Below are 24,297 nucleotides of genomic sequence, written 5' to 3'. Positions count from 1 at the left end.
ACAAATGAATATAAGTGAATTAATAAAGAAACTATTTAAAAAGCAAACTGGACTAGATTTACATAATCCTGAACATTTATCCTTAGTTAAAAAGGTATATGGCAACTATAACGCAAATAAACATATTCACGAAAAAATGTATCGGTACTATAAAGGCGATACCGATGCTATGCGAAAATATAAGTTTATTACCGAAAGGTCAAACATCAAAACAAACACGAATTATATAAAAAAGTTTATCAAAGAAGAAGTTTCGTATACTGTTGGAAATGATATAACCTATGAGTCCAAGAGTGACAATAACGAGATAATAAAAGATATTGAGTACTACACAGCACATTGGGATGAACTTCATGATACGAACATGATGAAGTATCTGCTTATTTTTACTAAGGTTTATGAGATATATTATTTAGATGAAAATGCTGATTTTTGTAGTAAAATTGTAAAACCCACCGACGGTTACGCTTATACAGATAACTCAGGTAAGGTTTTATTTTTTATTCATTCATTTAAAAATGATTTCGATACAGTTAATCAATATATTGATATTTATACAGATAGTTATATTTATCATTTTGATAGCAAATTTAATGAAATATCAAAATCTACAGCAAATATATTTAGAGAAGTTCCAGTTTCTGTTGGAATATTAACACTAGAAGAATATCACGATAGCTTATATGCGGACATTAAAGGTTTGCAAGATGCTTTTGAAACTAATTTCAGTGATATTGGGAACGAAATAAGTGATTTCAGAAATGCCTATTTAGTATTCACAGGGTGTGAAATTAATAAAGATGACATTCCTGAAATGAAAAGGCTAGGTATATTAAATGCCAAAGATAAAGATAGTACCATCCAATGGTTAATAAAAAACATTAATGATACCTTTATTCAAAATACGCTTGATAGATATGTAGATACAATGTACCAAATATCTTGCCATATTAATCATAATGAGGGTATGGTAAGTAATTTAAGTGGTATTGCCTTAAGATCTAGGCTGATTGCATTAGAGAATAAATGTGAGCTTGAAGAAAAGGCTCATAAAAATATCGTTAAAAATCGTAATAGGTTTTTATGCATGTATTTAAACCTTAAGAAAAATAAAAATTATGATTATAAAGATATTAATGCACTTTATACACCTAATATTCCAATGGATGATTTAGGAACAGCGCAAATGTTAGCGCAAGTACCAGAGGGTATTATTTCCAAGGATACTGCAAGAGGGTTATTCAGTTTTATTAATAGTAAAGTTACCGAGGCTGAAAAAGTTAAAAAAGAACAGGATAATGAATTACCTACTATGGATTTAAATAGGGTGACTTAAATGAGTAATTATACGGATAAAGAAGAACTTGAATTTATAGAAGGACTATATAACGAGGCTGATAAACAGATAAAAGAGGTTTACAAGGAACAAAAGAATAATAGGGATGAATTGTTGAAGCAAATAGCAACTATTATGATTACCTATACCATTTTAAATGACCTTATGAAGCTTTCTAGTACAGATAAAAAGAAAGAGTATAATAGGCTGTCTAAGATGGTTGTAAGTGGTGCGCAAAGCCAAGGCGCTACACAAAGTAGGGTTATAGAAGAAATGTTATCATCTACTATAAATAAAACCTTTGATTTCTATAGTTATAATGTGAATCTTAAGGATGTTAGAGAAATTATAGGCAATAACTTCAAAGGAAAACATTTTAGCACTAGGGTTTGGGACAATGAATCGGATATGGCCAAGCACCTCCATAAACAGATTAATGATTTTCTCAAAGGTAAGATAAATGTTAACCAAATTAAAAGAAATATTGAAAAAACCTATAATGCTAATGCTTATAATGCACACAGACTTGTTGAAACAGAAATTAGTCGTGTAGAGGATGAATCATTTAAGAAATTCTGCAGAGAAACAAACGTAAAAAGAGTTATGAGAAATGAGGAAATGGATTCTAGGACTTGTAGCGAGTGCGCCGCAATAAATGAAAATATATATGATTTAGCAGATGCACCAGTTTTATTGCATCCATTATGCAGAGGATTTAATACTATAGTCGAATAATTAAGGAGGGGTTAGGATATGCAAGAGAAGTATATTGTAGTCACGGGCATAAATTTGGATTCAATTCCACTATTAAAAATTAATACTAGAACTGGGGAGATGAAATTAGATAATAAAGAATTATCGACAGTAACTGAAATTAGTTTCAAATTAATTGGAGGTGGTATCAACGGTCTATGCGAGATAAATATGAAATTTGGGGCAGATGTAGAACTTGATGGAAAGATACTACTAGAATCATGTTGCAATTTAAAAAAATTAATGAAGGCGATTAATGAAAATCCCCTTCAAAAATAATTAAATGCTTATGCCTGTAACACAAATACGGATATAATTTTTATCGGTTACATTTATTAGACTTTTATTGTCAAGAGTCTCTAGTATAGTCTCAATATCATTTATAGTCTTAGGAAACTAAGGCTTTTTATTATGTCCTTAATACGACTTTAAACTGTTTAAGCTCGTCTTGTGGGCATTTTGTGTACAAGGGGTGTAACTATATTAAAATAATAAAAATTTATGTCTTAGGGTAGAGTGTTTGGTCTGAGGGGTAGGAGGAATATATGTTAAAGAAAGATTTAATCGAAAAAATAAAAGGATTAAAAGATGAAGATAATATTAATTCTTTATTAGTTGGCACAGATGTAGAAGCACAATTTAAAGGGGAAGAACCTAGCTTAGATATCTTTAAATCGAAATTGAAAACGGATAAAGCATATCAACAATTTATGGATAGTGAGAGGGATACATATCACTCTAAAGCCATTAAAACCATGAAAGAGAAAGGTACTTGGGAAAGCGAGTTCTCGGATGCCATGAAAGAAAAATATCCTGACTTGATAGTTGATCCTAAAGATAAAAGGATATTTGACTTAGAAAAAAGGGCGGAAGAATCAGAGAAAGCCGGAATCAGAAAGGATATGTTATCACAAGCCATTGCTTACGCATCCGAAAAAAATATTAAGTTAGATCCAAAATATATTGGAAAATTTTTAGGTGAAGACTTAGATTCTACGAAAGCCGAGCTAGATGGTCTAGCTGTAGATTGGACAAAAGGACAGGAGTCCCTAGTGAATGAGAGGATGAAATCCAGTTCGTATGTTCCTGGCGGAACAAATACGGATGGAACAAAAACTTCAATTGGCGCTTCAATGGCAGCGCAAAATAACGGTGCAAAGGTTGTTATAAACGACCCTTGGGCAAGTAAATAAGAGGAGGAATATTAAATGTCTTTTAAAAAAGAAATTTATACAAGCGACTTAGAAATATTAGTTACACCAGCAAATCTAATTAGTTTCAGCGGTACAGTCCTAGCAGAGGACATAACGGCAGATGAAAACGGAAGGAAATATGTTGCGACTGGAAGCTTCATTGATGCTGATGGAAGAATAGTTACTCAAATTGGTATTGCTGGTTCAGAAACATTATCTACCGTACCAGTTGGAATCCTATATAAAACTGTAGATGTAACAAACGGGGATGAACCTTGTTCATTAATAGTTGAAGGTTACTTAAGAGCAGACAGAGTATTAAATGGCTTTGCAACAAAAGGAATTACAGCAATTAAAGCAGCTTTACCAAATATAAGATTTAAATAGAGGAGGAAATTAATATGCCAAAAATTAATGAAGTATTCAACACACACGAATTAATAAATTATTTCAAGGAAAGACAAGTTACACCAATGTTAGGTGAAGCCTTATTCCCTGAAAGAAAAATCCAAGATATAGAGTTTGATATGATCCTAGGAAGTGGTGGTTTACCAGTTAGTGCAAATGTCCACGCTTTAGATACAAAGACACAATTAGCCAGTAGAGAAGCGATTGAAAAAGGTGTTCAAAGTTTATCGCTTATCAAAAGACAAATTAAAATAACAGAAAAAGAATTAATCAAAATCCAAAATCCTAGAACAGATGCAGAACTAGCCTTTGTGTTATCTCAACTTTATAAGGACTCTGAAAAAATGGTTGAGGGTATAAAGGTAAGAATCGAAGCTATGAGAATGGAGGCAATTTCAAGCGGTAAGATTAAAATAGAGGAAAATGGCGTAAAGGTTACTATAGATTATTCGATTCCAGCTGGTAACAGAAAGGCTTATAACTGGTCAGCAACTACAGCTACACCACTGGTAGACTTAGAAACCTTAGCTACAGCGGTTGAAGCAGAATGTGGAAGTAGACCAGCAAGGGCGTTAACTTCAAGAAAAATTGTAAAGGCTATATGTGCTAATGCATCCATAAAGAAAGCGGTATTTGGAACTAATTCAGACAAAATTGTAACTTTAGCATTGTTAAATGACTTGTTAATTCAATCTGATTTGCCAGCATTATTAGTATATGAAGGTAAGTATAAAATTGAAACTGCTAAAGGCTTTACAACTAAAAGATATTTTCCTGAAAATATTATATCCATGTTTGGATCCGCAACTTTAGGAGAAACAATCTATGGATTAACAGCAGAGGAAGTTAAGTTAATTGGAGATGGTAATATGGAAGATGCAACAATGGTTGGAAATGTATTCGTAGGAACTTATACATTAATAGACCCAGTTGGAGAATTCACAAAAGCAGCTGCTACAGCAATGCCAAGCTTTCCGCATGGAGAAGAATTAGGAATAGCAACAATAACACTTTAATTTAAAGGGGAATTAATTTTCTCTTTTTATTTATGTAAAGGGAGGTATTTATGGACCTTACAATAGATCAACGAAAAGCTATACTTACAGTTAAAAATTATTTGAATGCTAATGGTAATTTAAAATATTCAGATGATTATATGATGAAAGAGTTTGAGCTCGCAATAGATGAATTAGTGGAAAGCTCTTTAGCTATTAAATCTATTAAAACTACAGGAATAAAATCCAAAAGTGATGGTGTTCAAAGTATAACTTTTGAAAACAATATAGAAGCCTGGACTATAACTGACAATGTGAGGGCGTTGTTACCTTCACCATTTATAAGGATGTATTAAGATGGTGCTATTTAAAAATACAGACCTAACCTTGTACAACAGATTTTATGATGTAATAGACGACATAGATAAATACCAAAGAACAGTAATAAAGGGCGTAAACTGGCAAGGGAAATCCTATGCTACAGTAACTGATAAAGGATTATTATTAGCTGATAGCATACTTATCATTATTGATAAACTAGATAATTATATTTCACCAAAACAGTTTGCAAAATTATCTGATGATGAAAGAATAAAGTATTTTACGCTGGGCATGGCTGATAAAATTGTAAAAGGTGAGGTTGATTTTGAGATTATAGGTATTAAACCTTATTCCGTTGCGGATTTAGAAAATAATTATGATGATGTAGTCAATATAATGTCGGCTAGACCACTTACTGATCACTGGGAAGTTGAGGGTAAATAATGAATCATGTAAAATTAATTATGAAGGATACGCAGAGGATTTTACTTGCCAGAAGTTTGAATAAAAATGGTGAGGGGCAATCTTACTTTACCAAAGAATGTGCCAAAGCCTTTGATAACTATACTCCATACCTAACAGGGCGACTTAAAAATATATCGGTATCTATTGAAGCGTCTAAAATAACATATTCAGCACCTTATGCATTTGCACAGTTTTATAACAATAAAGGTATGGGCAAACAAGGTACCTCGTTAGGTGGGTTGCGTGGCAAACAATGGTCTGGACGTAGCTGGATAGATAACGGAGATACTATTGTTAAATCTGTTGCTCGTTATTGTGGAGGTAAAAAAGGATGATTATAGAAAGTATAAGAAATTTTATAAGGAATATGAATTGTTTAGAAACTTTTAACAATGCCATTAGAGTGAATGTAAACTATTTAGAACCTAATGTAGATACCTACTCCATAGAAGAAGTGCCTATAGAACCTATATTAAAGAAATATGTTAACGGTGATAGTATAAGACAGTATGCATTTATATTCACGAGTAGAGAGCCATATGGCAGTGATGTGCTACAGAATATCGACAACAGTGGGTTTTATGAGAAGTTTGCAAACGAACTTGAAGCCAAAAATGATAATGGGGTATTTCCTATATTGGATAACGGTTTAGAAACTTTAGAAATTAAAGTGACTAGCACAGGCTATGCGTTTGCTGTTAGTGAAGATACAGCGCAATATCAAATAAATTTAAAACTTAAATATTATAAAAAACAAGGAGGAATTTAAATTGCCCATTAGAAAAAGGAAGATACAAGCAAATTATCTAAAAGTGGAAGAAAGTTTTGAGTTGTTGGGAACCGGATTCACTGAATTAAATGAAAGTCCATCAGCGCAAACATCAAGCAAGCGGTATATTAATCAATCTAGTGCCACGCAAGGAATTATAGGATATGAGTGGTCCACTTCTTTTAATGCTGACCAAATAGCAAGCGTAAGTGTCATAGACCATATTAGGAAAATTGGTGAAATGCAACTTATTGGGGCAGATACGGAAACAGAGTATCTAATAGTGGATTTAGACAAACCGTCGATTGGAGAGGAAGGAAGTTTTAGAGCAAGAAAATTTAATATTGCAATTCAAGTGGATAGTTTTGATGATAATGATGGAGAATTAGGTATTAGTGGTTCTTTGCTGGGTATCAGTGATCCGGTAGAAGGAACGTTTGACATTCTTACAAAAGAATTTACAGAAGGATTTACACAATAAAGGAGGGAAATTAAATGATAATTAATAATGTAGAACTAGAAAATATAGATATATTTGATGTAGATACAGCAGAAAAATACGAAATTGCAGTAAAAAAGGTACAGGAAGAAGCAGCCGCATCAAAGTCATTAGAAGCTATAAGTTTATCAGAAGCTATAAGAAAACAGTGCAATGCTGTATTTAATTGTTTTAACACTATGTTTGGCGATGGTACAGACAGAAAAGTATTTGGTAATAAAGTGAATTTAATGATTTGCTTAAAAGCTTTCGAAGAATTAATTATACATGTGGATGAACAGAAAAAAGAACTAGAAAAATTAACTGATAAATACTCACCAAACAGGCTTCAGCGTAGAACTAAGAAGTAATGAATATACTTATTGACATTTTGCCTACAAAAATTGAAATAGAGGATATAGAATATGATATAAATTCAGATTTTCGTACTTCTATGATTTTTGAAATGATGATGTCTGCTAATGAATTAGATGATAAACAAAAAATAGAACAAGCCCTACGCCTTTATTATCCTAAGATTCCAGATAATATTAATAAAGCTATGGAACAGTTACTTTGGTTCTATAGATGTGGTAAAGATATAGTTACATCAAATGTAAATGGTAACGGAAAAGGCAAGAGTACACAAATTTATTCTTTTGATTTTGATGATGATTATATCTATAGTGCATTTTTAGACCAGTATGGGATTGACCTACAGGATATTGAAAACCTCCATTGGTGGAAGTTCAAGGCACTCTTTAAATCTCTTAGAGAAGATAATGAGATAGTTAAGATAATAGGTTATCGTTCTATGGATTTAAACAAGATTAAAGATAAAGAAGAGAAAGCACACTATAAAAAAATGAAGGATTTGTATAAAATACAAAGTAAAGTAAGTAAAGACGAGATTGAAAAGCTTGATAGCATTAAAAAGGCTTTGCTTAATGGAGGAAAATTGTCGAAACTATTGTAGTACATGCTCCTATATTGTATAATTATGTTATATAAAGGGGGTTGTTTTATGAAAAAGAAATTAATAGGTGTTTTTCTATGCGCAATTATATCTTTAAGTTTTGTAGGGTGCGGATTTACTGATGGAGTTAAAAACGGGTATGAAAAAGGAAGAAAAGGAAATAGTGAACCAGAAAACAAAGGAAATGTTGTGGCTGTAAAAAAGGATATCGAAAAAGTTAAGTTTAATGTTGATTGGGAAAAATGTATAGAAGATACTAAAACCGAATTAACTAATCCGAAGTACTTTGATTATGTAAAAAATATATATATAAAAGTCGAAGATGGAAGAATAACATTTACAGCTGCTCTAGCAGATTCTACAAATAATGATGTAGCACTTGATTTTTCAGATACTATTTTAAGAAGATTTAATGCTAATGCACAAATGCAAGATGGTTCGATAAAAGGTGGAAGTAAGGAATATTTAGGCGGAATTTATGATGTTTATGATATAACGATCGGGATTGCTCCGTTAAGCAAAACTGAAGACCAAAATAAATGGTATGTATATGATGCAATTGCTAAAAGCGTACAAAGAGAACCTAGATTAAAAAAATAACGCATATGAATTATGGAGCACTTGCATTAGCAAGTGCTTTTGTTATGCAATGGGGGTGGTTGTAATTGAGGAAGTAAGATGCCCTATATGTAATCAACTGCTACTAAGGGCTGATTATATCAAAGGTGAAATTAAATGTATTCGGTGTAAAAACACGATTAAGTTAGAGGTTATAAAAGACAGAGCTTAGAGCCACACAGTTTGTAGTGAGCCAACGCCTGCTTTTTTTATTTTATAAAAAAGGTAGGTGAGAAATATATGGGCGACGGTCGTATCGTCATCGATACACTTTTAGATTCACATGGAATTGAAAATGGCTTAGGTAAGTTAGGTGGTATTGCCGGAGTTGCGTTAAAAGGAGTAGGGCTTGCAGTCGCGGGTGTTGGTACGGCGCTTCTTGGCATTGGAGTGTATGCAGTAAAAGTTGGCTCAGATTTTGAAGCTGGCATGTCTAAAGTAAAAGCAATATCAGGTGCTAGTGCGGAAGATATGGTGAAATTAAGTAATAAAGCCAAAGAAATGGGCGCTACTACTAAATTTAGCGCAACAGAATCAGCGGAAGCGTTAAAATATATGGCAATGGCTGGATGGAAAACTAACGATATGTTGGCAGGTTTGCCGGGTATTATGAATCTAGCCGCAGCGAGTGGAGAAAATTTAGGGGCCGTAAGTGATATAGTAACAGATGCATTGACCGCATTTGGAATGAAGGCAAAGGATAGTGGACATTTTGCAGATGTATTGGCACAAGCTAGTTCTAATTCCAATACAAATGTTGCAATGCTTGGTGAAAGTTTTAAATATGTAGCACCACTCGCTGGCGCATTAGGTTATAGTGCAGAAGATACGAGTATTGCTTTAGGATTAATGGCTTAACAAAATGGGTCGGTATCAAAGAAATTTGGTATAAAAAGTATTCGGTGAATTCGGGGAAACCTAAATAAATTAATTATTGATAATGCAAAAAAATATGGTATAATATAGATAGGGATAGATTGAGATTAATTACCTCAATTGATAAGGTGCTTTCCCAAGTGCCTTCCTACTTATTAAAATTTAATATTGGGAAAAACAAAACCTAGGGAGGGTTATTTATTATGTTTAAAATTAAAAAATGTAAAAAAATTATGAAAAAATGTTCAGATTGTGGGCAAGTAAAGCTTATAAGTAAATTCGATAAAAGAGGAAGCATGTGTAATAAATGCAAATATGAAAAAGCTAAAAAAAGATATACTAAAGTTTGCAAATATTGTGGTGAAGATTTTAAATCAAGTAAAAAACAAACTGTATTTTGTAGCAACAATTGCAGTTCCTTATCTAAAAAGGGATTGGGGAATATTACTAAGTTTTGTACGATTTGTGGTAATGAAGTTACAAGAACAAAATCACATTTTAGAAGTGAATATGTATGTTGTTCTAAAAAATGTCACGACATATATTTAAAGAAAATGACTGAAAATTCTAAAAAAGAAAGAAAAACATATATATGCGATTTTTGTGACAATAGCTTTGAAAGGTTAGAATGCTTTGTAAAAGGTAAGCACCATACATTTTGTTCTTACGAATGCAAGGATAGGGCAAACGGAGTATTTTATATAGGTAAAACCCATCCAATGTACAATCCTAATAAAACAGATGAAGAAAGAGAAAATGGGAGATTGCTTGATGGTTATACCACATTTATAAAAGAAGCAATGAGAAGAGATAGCTACGCTTGCCAGTGTTGCGGTGATAATAAAGGTGGAAATTTAAACGTGCATCATTTAAATGGATATAACTGGGATAAGGAACACAGAATAGATATAAACAACGGAACAACACTATGCGATGATTGCCACAAAACATTCCATTCTATTTATGGATATGGATACAATACAAAAGACCAATTCGAAGAATATATACGCAACAAAAATATTAAGAGCGCCTAATACCATGGGTGCTCTTTTATAATATCAATAATTAATTTATAAGGCAATCCCGAGCCAAACTAACGAAAGTTAATAAAAGTAGTTAGAAGGTGTAGAGACTAATTCTTGAGGTATAACAACCAATAATAGAAACACGAGCGCCGGACATCTTAACAAATAATGTTGAAGATGAAGATATAGTCCGATACTCCATCGAAAGGCGGAGGGGTCTAGGATAAAGAGCCTAGAATATAACGAATTGAATTCGGGAATTAAAGCTTCGCAATCAGGGACTAGTTTAAAGACTGCTTTAGTAAATATGGTTAAACCAACCGACAAAATGAAAACTGTTATGGACCAATATGGATTAAGTTTAAAAAATACAGACGGAACTATGAAGCCATTGAAAACCGTAATGGATGAACTAAGAAGTAAGATGGGCGGGTTAGATAAAGCAACTCAAGCAAATGCGGCAGCTACATTATTCGGCAAAGAATCCTTAGCGGGTATGTTGAGTGTTATAAATGCAAGTCCCGAGGATTATGAAAAATTAACTAGTGCAATATATAATGCTGATGGTGCCGCTGAAAAAATGGCCGATACCATGAATGACAATCTCCAAGGGCAAATAATATTAATGAAAAGTGCTTTAGAGGGATTGGGATTACAGATATACGAAAAGATGGAAGGCCCCTTGAAAAAAGCTGCTAAAACTGCAATAGAAAGTATAAGTCGAATTTCGAAAAGTTTAACTGATGGAGCTTTATCAGGCAGCGTTGATAAACTAGCAATAGGATTTGGAAATTTAATAACTAGTATTGCTGAGGGTGTAGTTACATGGTTACCTAGAATTATTACTGCTTTTACTTGGATTATGGATAATAGCACGGGGATAGCAACAATAATCGGTGGTATAACAGCAGCGATTATTGCATTCAAAGTAGGTGCGATAATAACAGGTGTAATTGCGTCATGGCAACAAGCGAAGCTCGCTATGGCTCTATATTCAATGTCAGCTAGTGGAGCTACGATAGCTCAAGGGGTGATGAATGGAGTATTTACAATTTGGGAGACTTTGGTCGCTTTATTTACAGGTAAAATAACTTTAGCAACAGCAGCAACAGCTTTATGGACAAAGGCACAAGCAGCATTAAGTGCTGTGATGACGGCCAATCCTATCGGAATTATTTTAGTTGCTATAGTCGCATTGGTAGCAGCCACAATTTATTTATGGAAAACAAACGAAGGATTCAGAAACGCGGTTATTGGAGCATGGAGTGCAATAAAAGATGCTGGCATTGCAGTGTGGGGGTGGTTAGTAAATTTCTTTACAGTAGATATACCCGCCGCTTTTAATAGTTTTATAGCGATAGTAAGTGCATTGCCTGGTCAAATAGGTGCCTTTTTTACAAATATCTATACTGGCTTTATGACTTGGGGTGCAAGTGTTACAGCTTGGATAGCTACTACAATTCCAAAATTAGTAAATAACATAGTTACATTTTTTAATGAACTTCCTGGGAAAATTGGATTTGCATTAGGGTTTGCGCTAGGAACTATAATTAAATGGGGCATAGATACATTTAATTATTTGGTAACTAATGTACCTATATGGATAAAGGCAGTTGGTACATTCTTTGATCAATTACCAGGGAAGATATGGACAGCGTTAGTCAATACTTATACAAAAATAGTAACATGGGGATCTCAAACGTATAGTAATATGACAAGTTCAGCTAGTAAGGCTATAAATGCAGTTGGTACTTTCTTTAACCAATTGCCAGGCAAAGTATGGAGTTGCTTAGCGAATACACTTTCTAAGATGGCACAATTTGCTAGCAATTTAGGTTCTAAGGCTCATGAAGCGGGCTCCAATATGGTAAGCAATATAATGGGCGCAGTCGATAGTTTGCCATCCAAAATGGCTAGTATAGGATCTAATATTGTGCATGGAGTATGGAACGGTATCAGCGGAATGGGTGGTTGGTTAGCTAGTAAAGTTGGTGATTTCTTTGGTGGAATTGTAGATGGAGCAAAGGCTGCTTTAGGTATCCATTCACCATCGCGAGTTATGCGAGATCAAGTTGGTAAATTTATTCCCCAGGGCGTAAGTGCTGGAATAGACGACGAGATGCCTAATCTGCAAAAAGATATAGAATCTAATATGGGTAATTTAGCCGCTAAAATGAAATCTACAGTAGACTTTGAAACAGCTAAAACTACAGCAAGTGTAGTGGCTCAGCATAATTTTACAGTTACTAATAAAACTGGTTTAAAAGATGCTGTAAGTAAAAATAATAACAAACCAATAATAATTAAAAATAGCTTAATTGTAGATGGTAAAGAATTTACAGCAAACGTTACTGCGCCTAACCAGGCTATACTTGATGATTATTACAAAGGGAGGTGATTCAAGTGTTAAAAGAAGGTGAACTTTATTTTAATAATGACACTAGTATTAATCTTAATTTGTTTTTAGAAGAGTATCCAGCTATACCCGTTTGTAATGAAGGATATGAGGAAGTACCAGTCGAAGGTAGAAATGGAAATTTGTTTATAAATAAAAATACTTATCCCAATAAAGAGATTTCATTTACATTTACAATTTTGTCCGAAGATATTGAAATAGACTTTGAAAGAGTTTATGAATGGCTCACAGAGATACAAGACAACCGGATGATGTTTGGCAGGGAAGATAGATGCTATATAGTTAAAAAAATATTGTTTGAAAACTTAAAGAAAGAATTTAAAACTATAGGTGAATTTGATATTATATTTATTTGCGAACCATTTAAATCTGATTTACAAAAAACAGTATATACAATAATCTCTAATAACTTTAATTTTGAATACTTTGGAAATGCACCTGCTGAATCTCTTATAAAGATTTATGGCCAGGGAAATATCCAAATTACTATAAATGGTGAAACAATGCAGATATTAAATGTAAGTAATTATATAGAGATAGATAGTGACCTATTGCAAGTTAGAAATCTAGATTTAACATCTAAAGATGATGATACTTCAGGGAATTTTTATATGTTTGAAAAGGGTAAAAACACAATTGCCTTTACCGGATCAATTACAAAAATAATTGTTGAATATACTACTAAATACAGATAGGAGGGAATATATGAAAAAGCAAATAAAAGTAGCATATTTCCCCTCTACTGCTACTAAAAGTAAGGTCTTAAATAGTAATGGGAAAAGTTTGGATAGGTACTGTACTAAATGTAATACGGAAGAAGACTTAAGCTCCGGTAATTATATTTTGGATGGTACTTTTTTAATACAAAATAATATTCAGGACCTATTGCAAGAAGAGGTAATATTAAAAGTATTAATGGACTATGGAGAAGAAGTATTTAGAGTTAGTAAGGTCACGGTAGGCACTAGGTACATAGATGTAGTTGCAAGGCAAATTACTATAGCAGAAGAATTAACGTTGTGGTTAGAGGATGTAAGGCCAACCACAATGAGCGGTGCTAATGCCAGTAATTATCTAGTATCAAATTCTACAGGAACTAAAGAAATTCAAGTTGTTTCTAATATCTCCAATCTTTCTACAGCTTATTATATGAAAATGACTTTATATCAAGCTTTACATGATTGCGACCAATCCTTTTTAAACAGATGGGGCGGCGAAATCCAAAGGCGAGGATATATAGAATATATCAATAGTGCTATAGGTGTAAACAGAGGGGTTACGATAAGGGAAGGTAAAAATCTAACAGGGTTTGAATGCAACTCCAATATAGATAAGCTTATTACAAGGGCACAGGGCAAAGGATTTGATGGAATTGTAGGTCATTATATAGATAGCCCTTTGATTAATAACTATAATCGAGTTTACACAGCTATTATCAGGTATGAGGATATTAAAGTTAAAGATGAAAATAATGAAGACGATGATGAAGGATATGACACGCTGGAAGAAGCGCAAATTGAACTTGATAGAAGAATACAAGAGGAATACGACAAAAATTGTATAGATAAAATTAAAGCTAGTTATGCTATTAATTTTGTACAACTTGAAAAAACAGAGGAATATAAAAATTATATAATAGCTGAAAGGGTTTATTTAGGCGATACGATAGGGGTCTATGTACCTCGATTGAACACAGACATAAAAGTAAGGGCAATGGTTAAAAAGTTTGATGTATTAGCACAAAAAACAATAGAAATTACGTTAAGTAACTATATTGAAGTTAAACCATTAAGTATAAAACAAATAATTGAAAGATTAGAATCAATCGACACTACCGATGATATATTGCAACTAGCCAAAAATAATGCAACGGTACTTATAAAAGCTGGTATTAAAAACTCTTATGTAACTGTAAGAGAAAATGAAATAATAATTGGAGACACTAAAGATATTAATACAATGACTAAGGTATGGCGATGGAATAATGGTGGTTTAGGCTATTCAAGCACCGGTTATTATGGAGATTTTGGTATAGCAATGACAAATGATGGTGCTATTGTAGCTGACTTTATAACAACTGGAGTTCTAAATGCTAACCTCATAAAAACAGGTATTATAGCTTCTAAAAATGGTAAAGTCGAATTTAATTTGGATGGCGAAACGCTCAAAATCGGTGATGGATTTTATTTCGATGGGGATAAATTAGAGATTAAATTTAATGATACACAAACATTTAAAGAAAAAATAACAGAAGTTGAAAGTAGCGTATCTTCTCAAGCGAATGAGATTAGTTCAAAGGTTTCACAAAAAGATATTGACGAAGCAATAGAACATGTAGTTATCGGCGGAGAAAATATCCTTTATAATTCAAGCGCATTACTTGGGATTAATGGTTGGGTTGGCGACATGGTACAAGAATCCATATATGGCAGAACTGGATTTCTTCTTAAAAATAGTTTAGAGGTAGAAAACTATGCGAGTTCAACGATATTTAAAGTTAAACCTAACACAAAATATTTACTAACTGTTTACTTGCTGCAATCTGGAAATTGTGATGGAATAGATATACATTTTCTTGGAAGTGTTGTCGATAAAGTAGGCATTGGAGGTCAATTTGACCATGCTCACAATGTAATAACGGGGAGAGTTCCCGAAGATTGGGCAAAGTATGAATTAGAATTTACAACTCTTAGTGATGAAGTTTGCGGGTTTATAAGGTTCGACAATAATAAAAGTCTTAATGGAGAAGTCTCAAGTGCTTGGTTTTCTGAGATGCATATAGAGGAAGGCACGAAAAGAACTGGTTGGAAGCCTTCCTACAAAGATACTCAATCACAGATAGATAGTTCAAATGAAAGAATTTCTACAGCCGAATCAAAAATAACGTCTGATGCGATAACAAATACAGTTCGAAATAGTCAGTCATACATAAATGATTTAGGCGAGAAAATAACCTCTGCACAAGCGAGTACTATAGCGCAAACTGCTTCTAATGTTAATATTGGCTTTAATGGAATCTGTGATGTGATATCTATAGGAGGTGGTGGTATAAGAGTAAACCACCCAAATGGAGATTATACGATATTAAGCGCAAATGGGATTACAAGATATACTGCAGGAACAGGGCAGAATTACCACTTTCTTAAATTCACTGGTTCGGTATCTAAATTAGAAAGCAACGGTACATATAGAATTTATTTGCCGGAGGAATTTAAAGGTAAAAATTACATGTTAAATTGGTGGGCAGGTAATGTATTCCCTAAAGACAACACTGATTTAGTCTTTTCTGCAAATGCCGAGTTGATATCTGACGATAAAAGTGCTGCTTCATTTGTGGTTAAATCCTCACTTTTAGTCAGAAATCCGTCGACAGAGAATGCACCTTTTTGGAGAGGTTCAATGAACATTCTTTATACTGTAACATATTAAAAGGAGATGTTAAAATGGCTACAATGCAAGAAATGCAAGACAATATGACAATATTTTATTATAAGAGCGATGGCGATATATATTCTGCTTGTAGCGGTATTCAAAGTATCGAGGAATTTTTTACAACTCACTCGCAAGATATTATGCAGATAGTAAAACAGATAATTATACCCAATGACCCTTACGTTTTGTCAAATCCTAATAATTTTAAAATGGATTTGAGCGGGGAAGAGCCAGTACTCTCACTAAAACAAGAAAGTGCAAACAAATACCCAGTAGCATCTGCTTAAATGTAGGTGCTTTTTTAATGCCAAAAATATTATAAAGGAGTGATAAACATTGGAGAATCGCTATATCGTAAGATACGATTTAAAGAGTAAAATTTTAAGTAATATTAGATTTAAGCAAGGTGACACAGGCACCTGTGTACTGGAAATTAATTTAACAAACAATGGAAAAGTTGTTGACATAACAGGCCAAAACATAGAATTTAAATTTTTAAGAAATGACAAAAATATAGTAATACAAGATTTTAGTAAAGGAGTAGTTATTTTAGACCCATTAAAAGGAGTTTTTGAGTGTACGCTTGAATGTCCAGCCCTTGCGATTGCGGGATTAGTAAAGTGTGAAATTTCTTTTAGCGAAGGTAATAATTTATTATCTACAGAAGCCTTTACCTTTATAGCAAGCCCTAGTATAGGCGCATTAAGCATTAATTACATATCTGAAATAAACAATAAAATAGTTGAGTGGAACGCAGAGTGTAAAAAAAATGAAAATGATAGAACTAATCTTTTTAATACAAATGAAAAGAATAGGTCAACAGAATTTACTACGAAAGAAACTGCTAGAACTAACCTTTTCAATGCCAACGAAAAAGACAGGACAACAGATTTTGGAGTAATTAAGAAGGACTACGATACGTATAAAAAAATAATGATTGCAGAAAGCAATGTGGCTGCACTGCAGAGTCAAATCAATAAGAATGTTGGAGAAATAGACGAGTTGCTCGAGTTAACAACAGCACCTTCTTACTCCGTACAACTAAATCAAACTGCTAAGATGTTTAGCCTTGGGACTGGAAAGAATGATGCTGGTGCAGACGTAGATGTGTCTAATTCAGTTGTAAATGGCATTGTAAATCATTCAATCGAAGGTAATACAAGTGATATGTATACAGGTGGAGTTTTAATTGATTTCAAAGGTAAGGTTGCTATCAGTACAATTGAAAATCCGAATAAAGCTAAAGCTTCGTTTACTCCAACTCTATCACTACCTAATGATGCAGGTGTGTGGAATGAATATCTTGACCAATCCTATGGATTTATTAATACTCTTGATGCAAGTGTAAAGGCATCGACAATATTAACACCAGGGGCTATACCACAACACTTATTTTCCTTCGATATAATTAAAAGCTATGAAAAAAGGTACGGAGCAATCCCAAGCGAAATGCAAACGGCGGCAAGTCAAGTTGCTTGGTTGAAGGATAATATAAAGCAGTTAAAAGGTAATTGGTATGGCTACGGTAGTTGTCCAAGCGGTGGTAAATCAGTATTCGGTATATGGAATACTAGCAACTCCGTATGGTCAAATAGTTCTCCTAGCACTTCAAATAGTATAGCCCCCCTTGCCTATACCACAGGTGTTGTATCAGACAAAATAGATGCAAATGGATTTGTCCATTATCTAGCTTATACAGATGCGTCAGATGGAATTGTAGCTTCAACAATTTACACAGATTATATAAGTTTAGAAATGACTTTTAAACCTTCTTATAAAAGTGTAGGAGAGAATTTTGGTGGTAAAGGAATTCATAAGATAGATATATCGAGTAGATGTAAAAACATATTTGACCCCAATGGCATACTGGATAATTACTACTTAGGTATAAACCCTAATGATTTAGGTAACTTGGTATATACCTTAACAGGTAATAAAGCTACTCGAAATTACTGTGAAGTAAAACCTAATACTAGCTATAGGGTTAGTAAAAATGGGAAACCTTTACGCATAGCTGTTTTCTACTATGATGACAAGAAAGTTTGTATTGGCCGTGGAGGTAACACTGATACTCCTTTTATTACATCAGCAAATTGTAAGTATGTTAGGTTTTATCAAACGAGTGCGACATGGGGCGACAAATTAGGAATACAGCTTGAAGAAGGTACAGCGATAACCTCCTATGTGCCATATGTAGAAGATGCAAGAACATTACTATTAGAAAAACCCCTTAAACGAGTTAACGGCACAGTAGCAGACGTATATAACGAGGGTCGAGTTACTAGAAATGTAAGTGGTGAATGGGAAGAGTTAAGCGGCAATTTAAATTGGTTAATAAATCTTGGGTACACTACCTATAAGCAACTTTATATTTCAGCTTCTGTTTATCCAGAGGTAATACTAAATAGCAATTCCGTTAGAGGTATTAAATATGATGGTCTTGACTTAATACAAAAGGCTTTACCTATGAATAGTGCTGATAGCATAGGTACTGGTGCAACAGGAATAGCTATTAATGTAGCCAATGTAGATTCGGGATGGTGTGCTTCATTAGCACCAGTATTAGCTGAAAGAAAAGCGTATTTCTACGGTTGGAAAATGTGCCACTCAGACGGTTTGTACCCTTACCTACCAAGCTTAGTTCCTTATAATCCTAGCACATGGGCAGAGTGGACAAGACCAGTTGGTATTATTGGAGATAACACAGGATTAGAATTTACTGCGAATGGTAATGTCCTTGGCGCACCTTATGTTATGACGGTTAAACCATTCACTAAATATGGGTTACTTTATAATGTAGTTTCATCAAGCATAGATGGCGCCCTTAATTCCGCTTCTGCTACCAGAGGTGTTGGGTTCGGTGCTTTACCTAAAACTATTGGAAATAACAAGAGTATAGGTACTTCTAACGCATCCAATTCAGACTTGGGAACAGTGATTTATACCAGTACTGATAGCACTGCAGGAACCAAAATTAAGATTAAAGATATTAGAATATTTGAACTACCCGCGGGTTCTCAAATAGAAGAGGACTTTAATTCTTTGACCGCAGACCAGCTTGTTGAAAAGTATAAATTTTATGGTCTTAACCCCAAAAACTGGAAGCGTGTAATTAATCCAGTAGGAGTAACAAGTGTATTACCAACTGCACCATATGAAGGATATACACCTTATAAAATGATTTACCAACTTGCAAATCCAACTACAGAAGTATTAAACGTAGAAGGTAGTAACCCCTTAGAACCCAACGGAACTTTACCTCTATCGTGTTATGAAAATGGTACGCTATCTGTGGATGGAGGAGAGATTGCACCCACTACTAAGTATATTGTACCTATAAATTTTAGAGCGACTATATCCGACAATAATGCCAGTATAGGAGAGGTTAAAACTTATGTACTAGAGTTAGATTCTTACACCACAAATTCACTCTTAACCATTGCAGATAGAGAGTTAAGAATGAAATCAATTGAATTATTAACCGTGGAAACTGCTACAGATTTAAAAGCAAAAATAAACGAAATACTAAATATATGGAGGGCTTAAAAATGAATATTTTTGATACAGTAATGAATAATTGTCCGTTTTTAAAAAGTTTAATAGAGGAAAAAATAACAAGTGAAATTGAAATTGTTAGGGCAGAAAAAGATATAGAAATAAAGGAATTGAAAGATATAGTGGATTCTTTAATTTTAATTAATTTAGGGGGCAAATAATATGTTTAATACTTTAAAAAGACTACACCAAGACGGTAGATGCACGGTTGAAATGTTAGAAAAAGCAGTACTAATAGAATGGATTTCCGAAGCAGAAAAAGATGTAATTGTTGAGAATATCCCAACAGAATAAATCAGTAAGGCGCTCAAAAGGGTGCTTTTTTAATGCCAAAAATTAAGGAGGTAATAACCTTGGAAGCAATACTTACAAAGGCCCTACATGACGGTTTGGGGTATGCACTTTTTGTTTGTTTACTATTCTATGTACTAAAAAAACAGGAAGACAGAGACACAAAAAGTGAAATTAGAGAATCTACATACCAAAATATTATTACAGATTTAACTAATAATTTGCAGTTAATAACAGTAATCGGAAGTAAAGTAGACAAAATAGAGGAATTATTAAGAAAATAAGAGGAGGAAATTATTATGGGAAAAATCGGTACAAGAGGCGGACACAACAGACAATGCGAAGGTGCAAGCGCACAAATAAATGAGGTGACAGAAGACAGAAATGTATGCGCAGCAATGGACAAATATTTAAAAAATGCAGGTGATACGGTTGTAGAGTGTACGCCAGGGAATTGCGGAGAAAATGCAGATTTGAATTACGGTACAGATACCGCTAACAACGCAAATGTAGATTTATTCGTTCCAATACATTTTAATAATGCTTATAAAAATTACAACGGAGCAATCGGTAGCGAGATATGGATTAACCCAGATAGTGCTACAAGCGTGGCAACAGGGACTAGAATATTAAACAATTTACAGGCACTTGGATTTAAAAATAGAGGGTTGAAAAATGGTATGGGTTTACATGATATAAGATCAACTAAAATGCCAACTGTTTTAGTGGAAGTTTGTTTTGTAGAAGCTACAGAAGATGTTGCTCTTTATAAAAGCTTAGGAGCGGATAGAGTAGGCCAAGCAATCGCGGAAGCAATTAAAGGACAGGCTATTCCGGGGGTTACACCATCAAAACCAGTACCTATTCCAATACCGGACACAAGGGTTAATAATTCTATAGCGCAACTACAAACAGAATGTAATAAGCAAGGCTTTAGCAACCAAAAAGTGGATGGCTTCAATGGTATAAACACACTCAACGGATGCCCTATGACAAAATTCGGGGCAAACGGAAACATAACAAAATGGTTACAAAAGAGATTAGCATTTCCAGCTAACCTACAAACCGGCTACTTCGGAGATATAACTAAAAATGCAATTATTAAATTTCAGCGTGCAATGGGATTGTCAGCTGACGGAATTGTGGGCAGAGATACTTGGGCTGCTCTACTAAGATAGTAATAATAAAATAATAATAAAATTAAAGGGTATCTTAATAGGTACCTTTTTATATTAAAAAAAATAAATTCTTGGAGGAATGTAAAAATGTCAAATATAACAACCTTTTTAACTAATAATATCGGTGTCTTAGTTGCCTTGCTAGCTGTAATCTTTGGATTGGTTAAGGCAATTATATCTAAAAATAAACAAAAGATTTATACTGGAATTTATGATCTAATCGGAGATGCAGAACTTCTATACGCTAAAGGCCCTGAAAAGTTTGACTATGTTCTCAAAAATGCTTACAATAAAGCACCAAAAGTGATTAGCTATTTAATTAGTGAAGATGATGTAAGAAGAGCTATCGAATATTCTTTAAATAAATTACAAGCTTATGCAATTCTACAGAATAAAACTATTACAGATAAGCTGCATCAATACCAGTAGCACAATAATTTTAAGCCTGAGGTTAGAGAAATCTAGTTTCAGGTCTTTTTTATTTTTTGGTAAATTTAAAGGGAAAATAAAAATATTTATAGAATATATAAGGTACAGATAAAAACATAGAGATTTATATAGTTAGATAACTGACTACTCAAAGCTGTTTATAGAGTTAATTAATACAAATAGGTACTGTAGCATAAAAAAATAGTTTTATTGGAGTTGATTAGAAATTATTAAGTCATTTGATGATTGGGATATATGGGAGGATTCACCGTTTGGTAGTGGTGCAAGTTCAAAATTGTGGATAATTGATAAAAGTAAAACTCAAAAAGGAATAATCAAATTTCCAAAAGTTAATAATATAGGAACTATAACAGGTGAATATTGGGCTGAAAAAATAGCTAGCGATCTGGCTTATTTGTTAAATTTAGAATGTGCTAGGGTAGATATAGGAGAATATGATTTCAAGAGAGCCTCAATGAGTTATTTTATATTAAATAGTGATGAAGAACTTATTGAGGGTATACAGTTTATAACTAGAATATATAATAGCTATGATGAAGATGAATTTTGCAATTTGAAAACGCGAGAATTTTATTCAATTCCTATGATAATAAATTCATTGAAATTCATAAATTTAGAAAAAGATTTTTTGAAAATACCTATTTTTGATTGTTTAATTGGAAACAGTGATAGGCATCCTAGTAATTGGGGAGTTGTATGGAATAGGGTAAATAAAAAAATGCGCATATCACCTTTGTATGATAATGGATCATCATTGTGTGCTTATGTAAATGAATCTCAAATTGATAATATTTTAAGAGATGGGCGTCGTTTTAGTGCATTAGTAATTAATAAATCTAAATCAATCATTAGGAGAAGATTAACTGAAACAAAGAAACCTAATCATTTTGATGTACTTTCTGAATTACATATGAACTATTATGATGATACGATAGATTTTGTAAAATGTATTAAGGAAAATATAAAAGAAGAAAAAGTAAAGGAATTAATAGAAAAGTATCCTGATAATATAGTTAGTTCTAAAATGAAAATATTATTAATAAAATTTATCAATGAAAGAGTAAATAATATTTTAAAAATTTATAATTTAAAGGAGGGAGAACATTAAATGAGTAAAAGGAATGGAAGCGATTGTATCTACGTTGTTTGGAAAGACTCGGTCGAAAGACAAAGATATGTTATTGGAGAACTTTCAAAAGATAGCGAATATGTATTTAAGTATAATAAAGATCAAGTAAAAAAAGCTATAAAAAAAGGATTTCAACCATTGATAGCGTTTAGTGACATCGAAGAAACTTATTTTAATCAATCCCTATTTCCAGTATTCAACAGTAGATTACCAGATAGAAGAAGAAAAGATATTGAAATTGTTTTAAATAGATATAAATTAGATAAATATGATGCTTTTGAGTTATTAAAAAGAAGTGGTGGTAGATTACCAATTGATACATTGGAATTTATAGATCCTATATTTATAGATTCAGTTGATGTGATTACTAGGGAGTTTTTTGTTGCTGGTGTAAGATATTATGATATGTGTAGTAATCAAATTTGCCCTAAATTAATAAATTTGCAAATAGGCGAAAAGTTAGAGTTGGTTCTGGAGCCTAATAATAAATTTGACCTTAATGCCGTTGTTGTTTGTAAAAACAATGATGAGATGTTGGGGTATATGCCAAAGTATTATAGTAAAGAGGTTTTTGAATGTATTGAATCAGGACGTCGAGTAGATTGTTCAGTTGTTGAAGCAAATATAAATAATAATTGCAATGAGTGTATAAAAATAGATATGAAAATTTACCCGCAAAATAAATTTTGATTAATATACATTTTCCAATGTATGCAAAAATACAGTAAAGTATTTTTTTGTAATTTTAAAAAATAGTTGATGAAGCTCTGAGGGATGCCTTGGGGCTTCTTTTTATTTGTATAAATAATTGTAGTATGGCAATAATTTATACGAAAAATAAAATAAGTAATTGCATGTATAAAATCCAGTACTATTGTTGTAGCACTGGATTTTATTTTTTTGAATTTTTAATTTGGAATGAGTATTCAATTTAAAGGGATTTACATTTTCTTATAGAATTTACCTATATGTGGAGGTGGTATGGTTATGGATAATTTATATGAAATTGATACAAATCTATTAAGAACTTTGCCTAAAGTTGATAAGAATACATTAACTAGATCACTTGGATTTTACCCGGCAGCCCCAATAACTCTAGTAGATAAAGAATCCGAAAGAAGACTACAAGGCATTGAACAAAAAAGAAAAGAAGAGGAAGAGAGAGATAAGCGGAGTTTAAAACTTCAGTGCGAAAGCAACGAAACGCAAAAACTAATATTATTTCTTATGCAATGTGTAAATAAAGACAATGAAGAGATTATTCAAAAACTTGGTGGACTTATAAACTCCATAGAATTTGGTAACAACGTAGAAGAATGCAATTTGCTTTTAATTCAAAAGGAGCTTGAATATATTAAAGAAAACTCAAATAATTTACAGAGTGACTTTATTTCAGCAGCAAAACAAAACCTATTGGACAAAGGCGTAGATTACACAATCATATTTATTTTACAAGCACTTAAAACTTTGTTTTTAACACCTTAATTTTAAAGGGAAAATTCACTCCTTACAATTTCAGTAAAATGATTTATGAGATATGCGAACTTACATTTCAAGAATATTTAGAGTAGCTCTGAGGGAATCCTTGGAGCTTTTTTATTTTTTTGTATAAGTAATTGTAGTATGGCAATAA

28 protein-coding genes and 1 pseudogene are annotated in these 24,297 nt (G+C 32.9%); all 29 read left to right on the top strand.

Annotation, left to right across the window (positions count from 1 at the left end; translation table 11 throughout):
* Positions 1 to 4: 4 nt before the first annotated feature.
* Positions 5 to 1,336, top strand: coding sequence for a phage portal protein (locus ACWJKS_RS09710; protein WP_462959452.1), 1,332 nt, complete (start codon positions 5 to 7; stop codon positions 1,334 to 1,336).
* On the top strand, positions 1,337 to 2,071 hold the full coding sequence (locus tag ACWJKS_RS09705) for a minor capsid protein (protein WP_462959451.1): 735 nt from the start codon (positions 1,337 to 1,339) through the stop codon (positions 2,069 to 2,071).
* Positions 2,072 to 2,089: 18 nt separating this feature from the next.
* Complete coding sequence (locus tag ACWJKS_RS09700; protein WP_462959450.1) at positions 2,090 to 2,368, top strand: hypothetical protein; 279 nt, start codon at positions 2,090 to 2,092, stop codon at positions 2,366 to 2,368.
* Between the two features lie 266 nt (positions 2,369 to 2,634).
* Positions 2,635 to 3,282 carry a DUF4355 domain-containing protein gene (locus ACWJKS_RS09695; protein WP_462959449.1) on the top strand — a complete coding sequence of 216 codons (648 nt, stop codon included), beginning with the start codon at positions 2,635 to 2,637 and terminating at the stop codon, positions 3,280 to 3,282.
* Between the two features lie 15 nt (positions 3,283 to 3,297).
* Positions 3,298 to 3,669 (top strand): hypothetical protein, encoded by a 372-nt coding sequence (locus ACWJKS_RS09690; protein WP_462959448.1) that lies wholly within the window; start codon positions 3,298 to 3,300, stop codon positions 3,667 to 3,669.
* A gap of 14 nt (positions 3,670 to 3,683) precedes the next feature.
* Entirely contained in the window at positions 3,684 to 4,706 is a 1,023-nt protein-coding gene (locus tag ACWJKS_RS09685) for a major capsid protein (protein WP_462959447.1), read from the top strand.
* A gap of 50 nt (positions 4,707 to 4,756) precedes the next feature.
* Entirely contained in the window at positions 4,757 to 5,041 is a 285-nt protein-coding gene (locus ACWJKS_RS09680; protein WP_462959446.1) for a hypothetical protein, read from the top strand.
* A gap of 1 nt (position 5,042) precedes the next feature.
* Positions 5,043 to 5,450, top strand: coding sequence for a DUF6751 family protein (locus tag ACWJKS_RS09675; protein WP_462959445.1), 408 nt, complete (start codon positions 5,043 to 5,045; stop codon positions 5,448 to 5,450).
* A complete protein-coding gene (locus ACWJKS_RS09670; RefSeq protein ID WP_462959444.1) occupies positions 5,450 to 5,806 on the top strand; it encodes a minor capsid protein in 357 nt (118 codons plus the stop codon). Before ACWJKS_RS09675 ends, ACWJKS_RS09670 begins: the two co-directional genes overlap by 1 nt.
* A complete protein-coding gene (locus ACWJKS_RS09665) occupies positions 5,803 to 6,240 on the top strand; it encodes a chloramphenicol resistance protein (RefSeq protein ID WP_462959443.1) in 438 nt (145 codons plus the stop codon). The genes ACWJKS_RS09670 and ACWJKS_RS09665 overlap by 4 nt, the downstream gene beginning before the upstream one ends.
* A 1-nt stretch (position 6,241) precedes the next feature.
* Positions 6,242 to 6,721 carry a hypothetical protein gene (locus tag ACWJKS_RS09660; protein ID WP_462959442.1) on the top strand — a complete coding sequence of 160 codons (480 nt, stop codon included), beginning with the start codon at positions 6,242 to 6,244 and terminating at the stop codon, positions 6,719 to 6,721.
* A gap of 14 nt (positions 6,722 to 6,735) precedes the next feature.
* Positions 6,736 to 7,089 (top strand): DUF6673 family protein, encoded by a 354-nt coding sequence (locus tag ACWJKS_RS09655; RefSeq protein ID WP_462959441.1) that lies wholly within the window; start codon positions 6,736 to 6,738, stop codon positions 7,087 to 7,089.
* Complete coding sequence (locus tag ACWJKS_RS09650) at positions 7,089 to 7,694, top strand: bacteriophage Gp15 family protein (protein WP_462959440.1); 606 nt, start codon at positions 7,089 to 7,091, stop codon at positions 7,692 to 7,694. Before ACWJKS_RS09655 ends, ACWJKS_RS09650 begins: the two co-directional genes overlap by 1 nt.
* Positions 7,695 to 7,742: 48 nt before the next feature.
* A complete protein-coding gene (locus ACWJKS_RS09645; RefSeq protein WP_462959439.1) occupies positions 7,743 to 8,294 on the top strand; it encodes a hypothetical protein in 552 nt (183 codons plus the stop codon).
* A gap of 258 nt (positions 8,295 to 8,552) precedes the next feature.
* Positions 8,553 to 9,167: pseudogene (locus ACWJKS_RS09640) on the top strand (phage tail tape measure protein); the annotation flags it as partial.
* Between the two features lie 224 nt (positions 9,168 to 9,391).
* On the top strand, positions 9,392 to 10,222 hold the full coding sequence (locus tag ACWJKS_RS09635) for a hypothetical protein (RefSeq protein WP_462959438.1): 831 nt from the start codon (positions 9,392 to 9,394) through the stop codon (positions 10,220 to 10,222).
* A gap of 238 nt (positions 10,223 to 10,460) precedes the next feature.
* On the top strand, positions 10,461 to 12,611 hold the full coding sequence (locus tag ACWJKS_RS09630; protein ID WP_462959437.1) for a phage tail tape measure protein: 2,151 nt from the start codon (positions 10,461 to 10,463) through the stop codon (positions 12,609 to 12,611).
* A 5-nt stretch (positions 12,612 to 12,616) separates the two neighbouring features.
* Positions 12,617 to 13,324: a phage tail protein gene (locus ACWJKS_RS09625; RefSeq protein ID WP_462959436.1), complete on the top strand. Its 708-nt coding sequence runs from the start codon at positions 12,617 to 12,619 to the stop codon at positions 13,322 to 13,324.
* A gap of 10 nt (positions 13,325 to 13,334) precedes the next feature.
* On the top strand, positions 13,335 to 16,058 hold the full coding sequence (locus ACWJKS_RS09620) for a phage tail spike protein (RefSeq protein ID WP_462959435.1): 2,724 nt from the start codon (positions 13,335 to 13,337) through the stop codon (positions 16,056 to 16,058).
* A gap of 14 nt (positions 16,059 to 16,072) precedes the next feature.
* Entirely contained in the window at positions 16,073 to 16,348 is a 276-nt protein-coding gene (locus ACWJKS_RS09615) for a hypothetical protein (protein ID WP_462959434.1), read from the top strand.
* 49 nt (positions 16,349 to 16,397) lie between these two features.
* Positions 16,398 to 19,607, top strand: coding sequence for a BppU family phage baseplate upper protein (locus ACWJKS_RS09610; RefSeq protein WP_462959433.1), 3,210 nt, complete (start codon positions 16,398 to 16,400; stop codon positions 19,605 to 19,607).
* Positions 19,608 to 19,609: 2 nt separating this feature from the next.
* Positions 19,610 to 19,777, top strand: a complete 168-nt coding sequence (locus ACWJKS_RS09605) for a hypothetical protein (protein WP_462959432.1) — start codon at positions 19,610 to 19,612, stop codon at positions 19,775 to 19,777.
* A 1-nt stretch (position 19,778) separates the two neighbouring features.
* Positions 19,779 to 19,910 (top strand): hypothetical protein, encoded by a 132-nt coding sequence (locus ACWJKS_RS09600; protein ID WP_462959431.1) that lies wholly within the window; start codon positions 19,779 to 19,781, stop codon positions 19,908 to 19,910.
* 32 nt (positions 19,911 to 19,942) lie between these two features.
* Complete coding sequence (locus ACWJKS_RS09595; RefSeq protein ID WP_462959430.1) at positions 19,943 to 20,191, top strand: BhlA/UviB family holin-like peptide; 249 nt, start codon at positions 19,943 to 19,945, stop codon at positions 20,189 to 20,191.
* A 15-nt stretch (positions 20,192 to 20,206) separates the two neighbouring features.
* A complete protein-coding gene (locus ACWJKS_RS09590; protein WP_462959429.1) occupies positions 20,207 to 21,085 on the top strand; it encodes an N-acetylmuramoyl-L-alanine amidase in 879 nt (292 codons plus the stop codon).
* A gap of 87 nt (positions 21,086 to 21,172) precedes the next feature.
* Positions 21,173 to 21,514 carry a hypothetical protein gene (locus ACWJKS_RS09585; RefSeq protein ID WP_462959428.1) on the top strand — a complete coding sequence of 114 codons (342 nt, stop codon included), beginning with the start codon at positions 21,173 to 21,175 and terminating at the stop codon, positions 21,512 to 21,514.
* 226 nt (positions 21,515 to 21,740) lie between these two features.
* Entirely contained in the window at positions 21,741 to 22,643 is a 903-nt protein-coding gene (locus ACWJKS_RS09580) for a HipA domain-containing protein (protein ID WP_462961066.1), read from the top strand.
* On the top strand, positions 22,644 to 23,354 hold the full coding sequence (locus tag ACWJKS_RS09575; protein WP_462959427.1) for an HIRAN domain-containing protein: 711 nt from the start codon (positions 22,644 to 22,646) through the stop codon (positions 23,352 to 23,354).
* A 297-nt stretch (positions 23,355 to 23,651) separates the two neighbouring features.
* Complete coding sequence (locus tag ACWJKS_RS09570) at positions 23,652 to 24,149, top strand: hypothetical protein (protein WP_462959426.1); 498 nt, start codon at positions 23,652 to 23,654, stop codon at positions 24,147 to 24,149.
* Positions 24,150 to 24,297: the final 148 nt, after the last annotated feature.

This window comes from Clostridium sp. CM038, from assembly GCF_055081105.1.
Note: the sequence above shows the minus strand (reverse complement) of the source record. Positions and strands in the feature narration are given on the sequence as shown.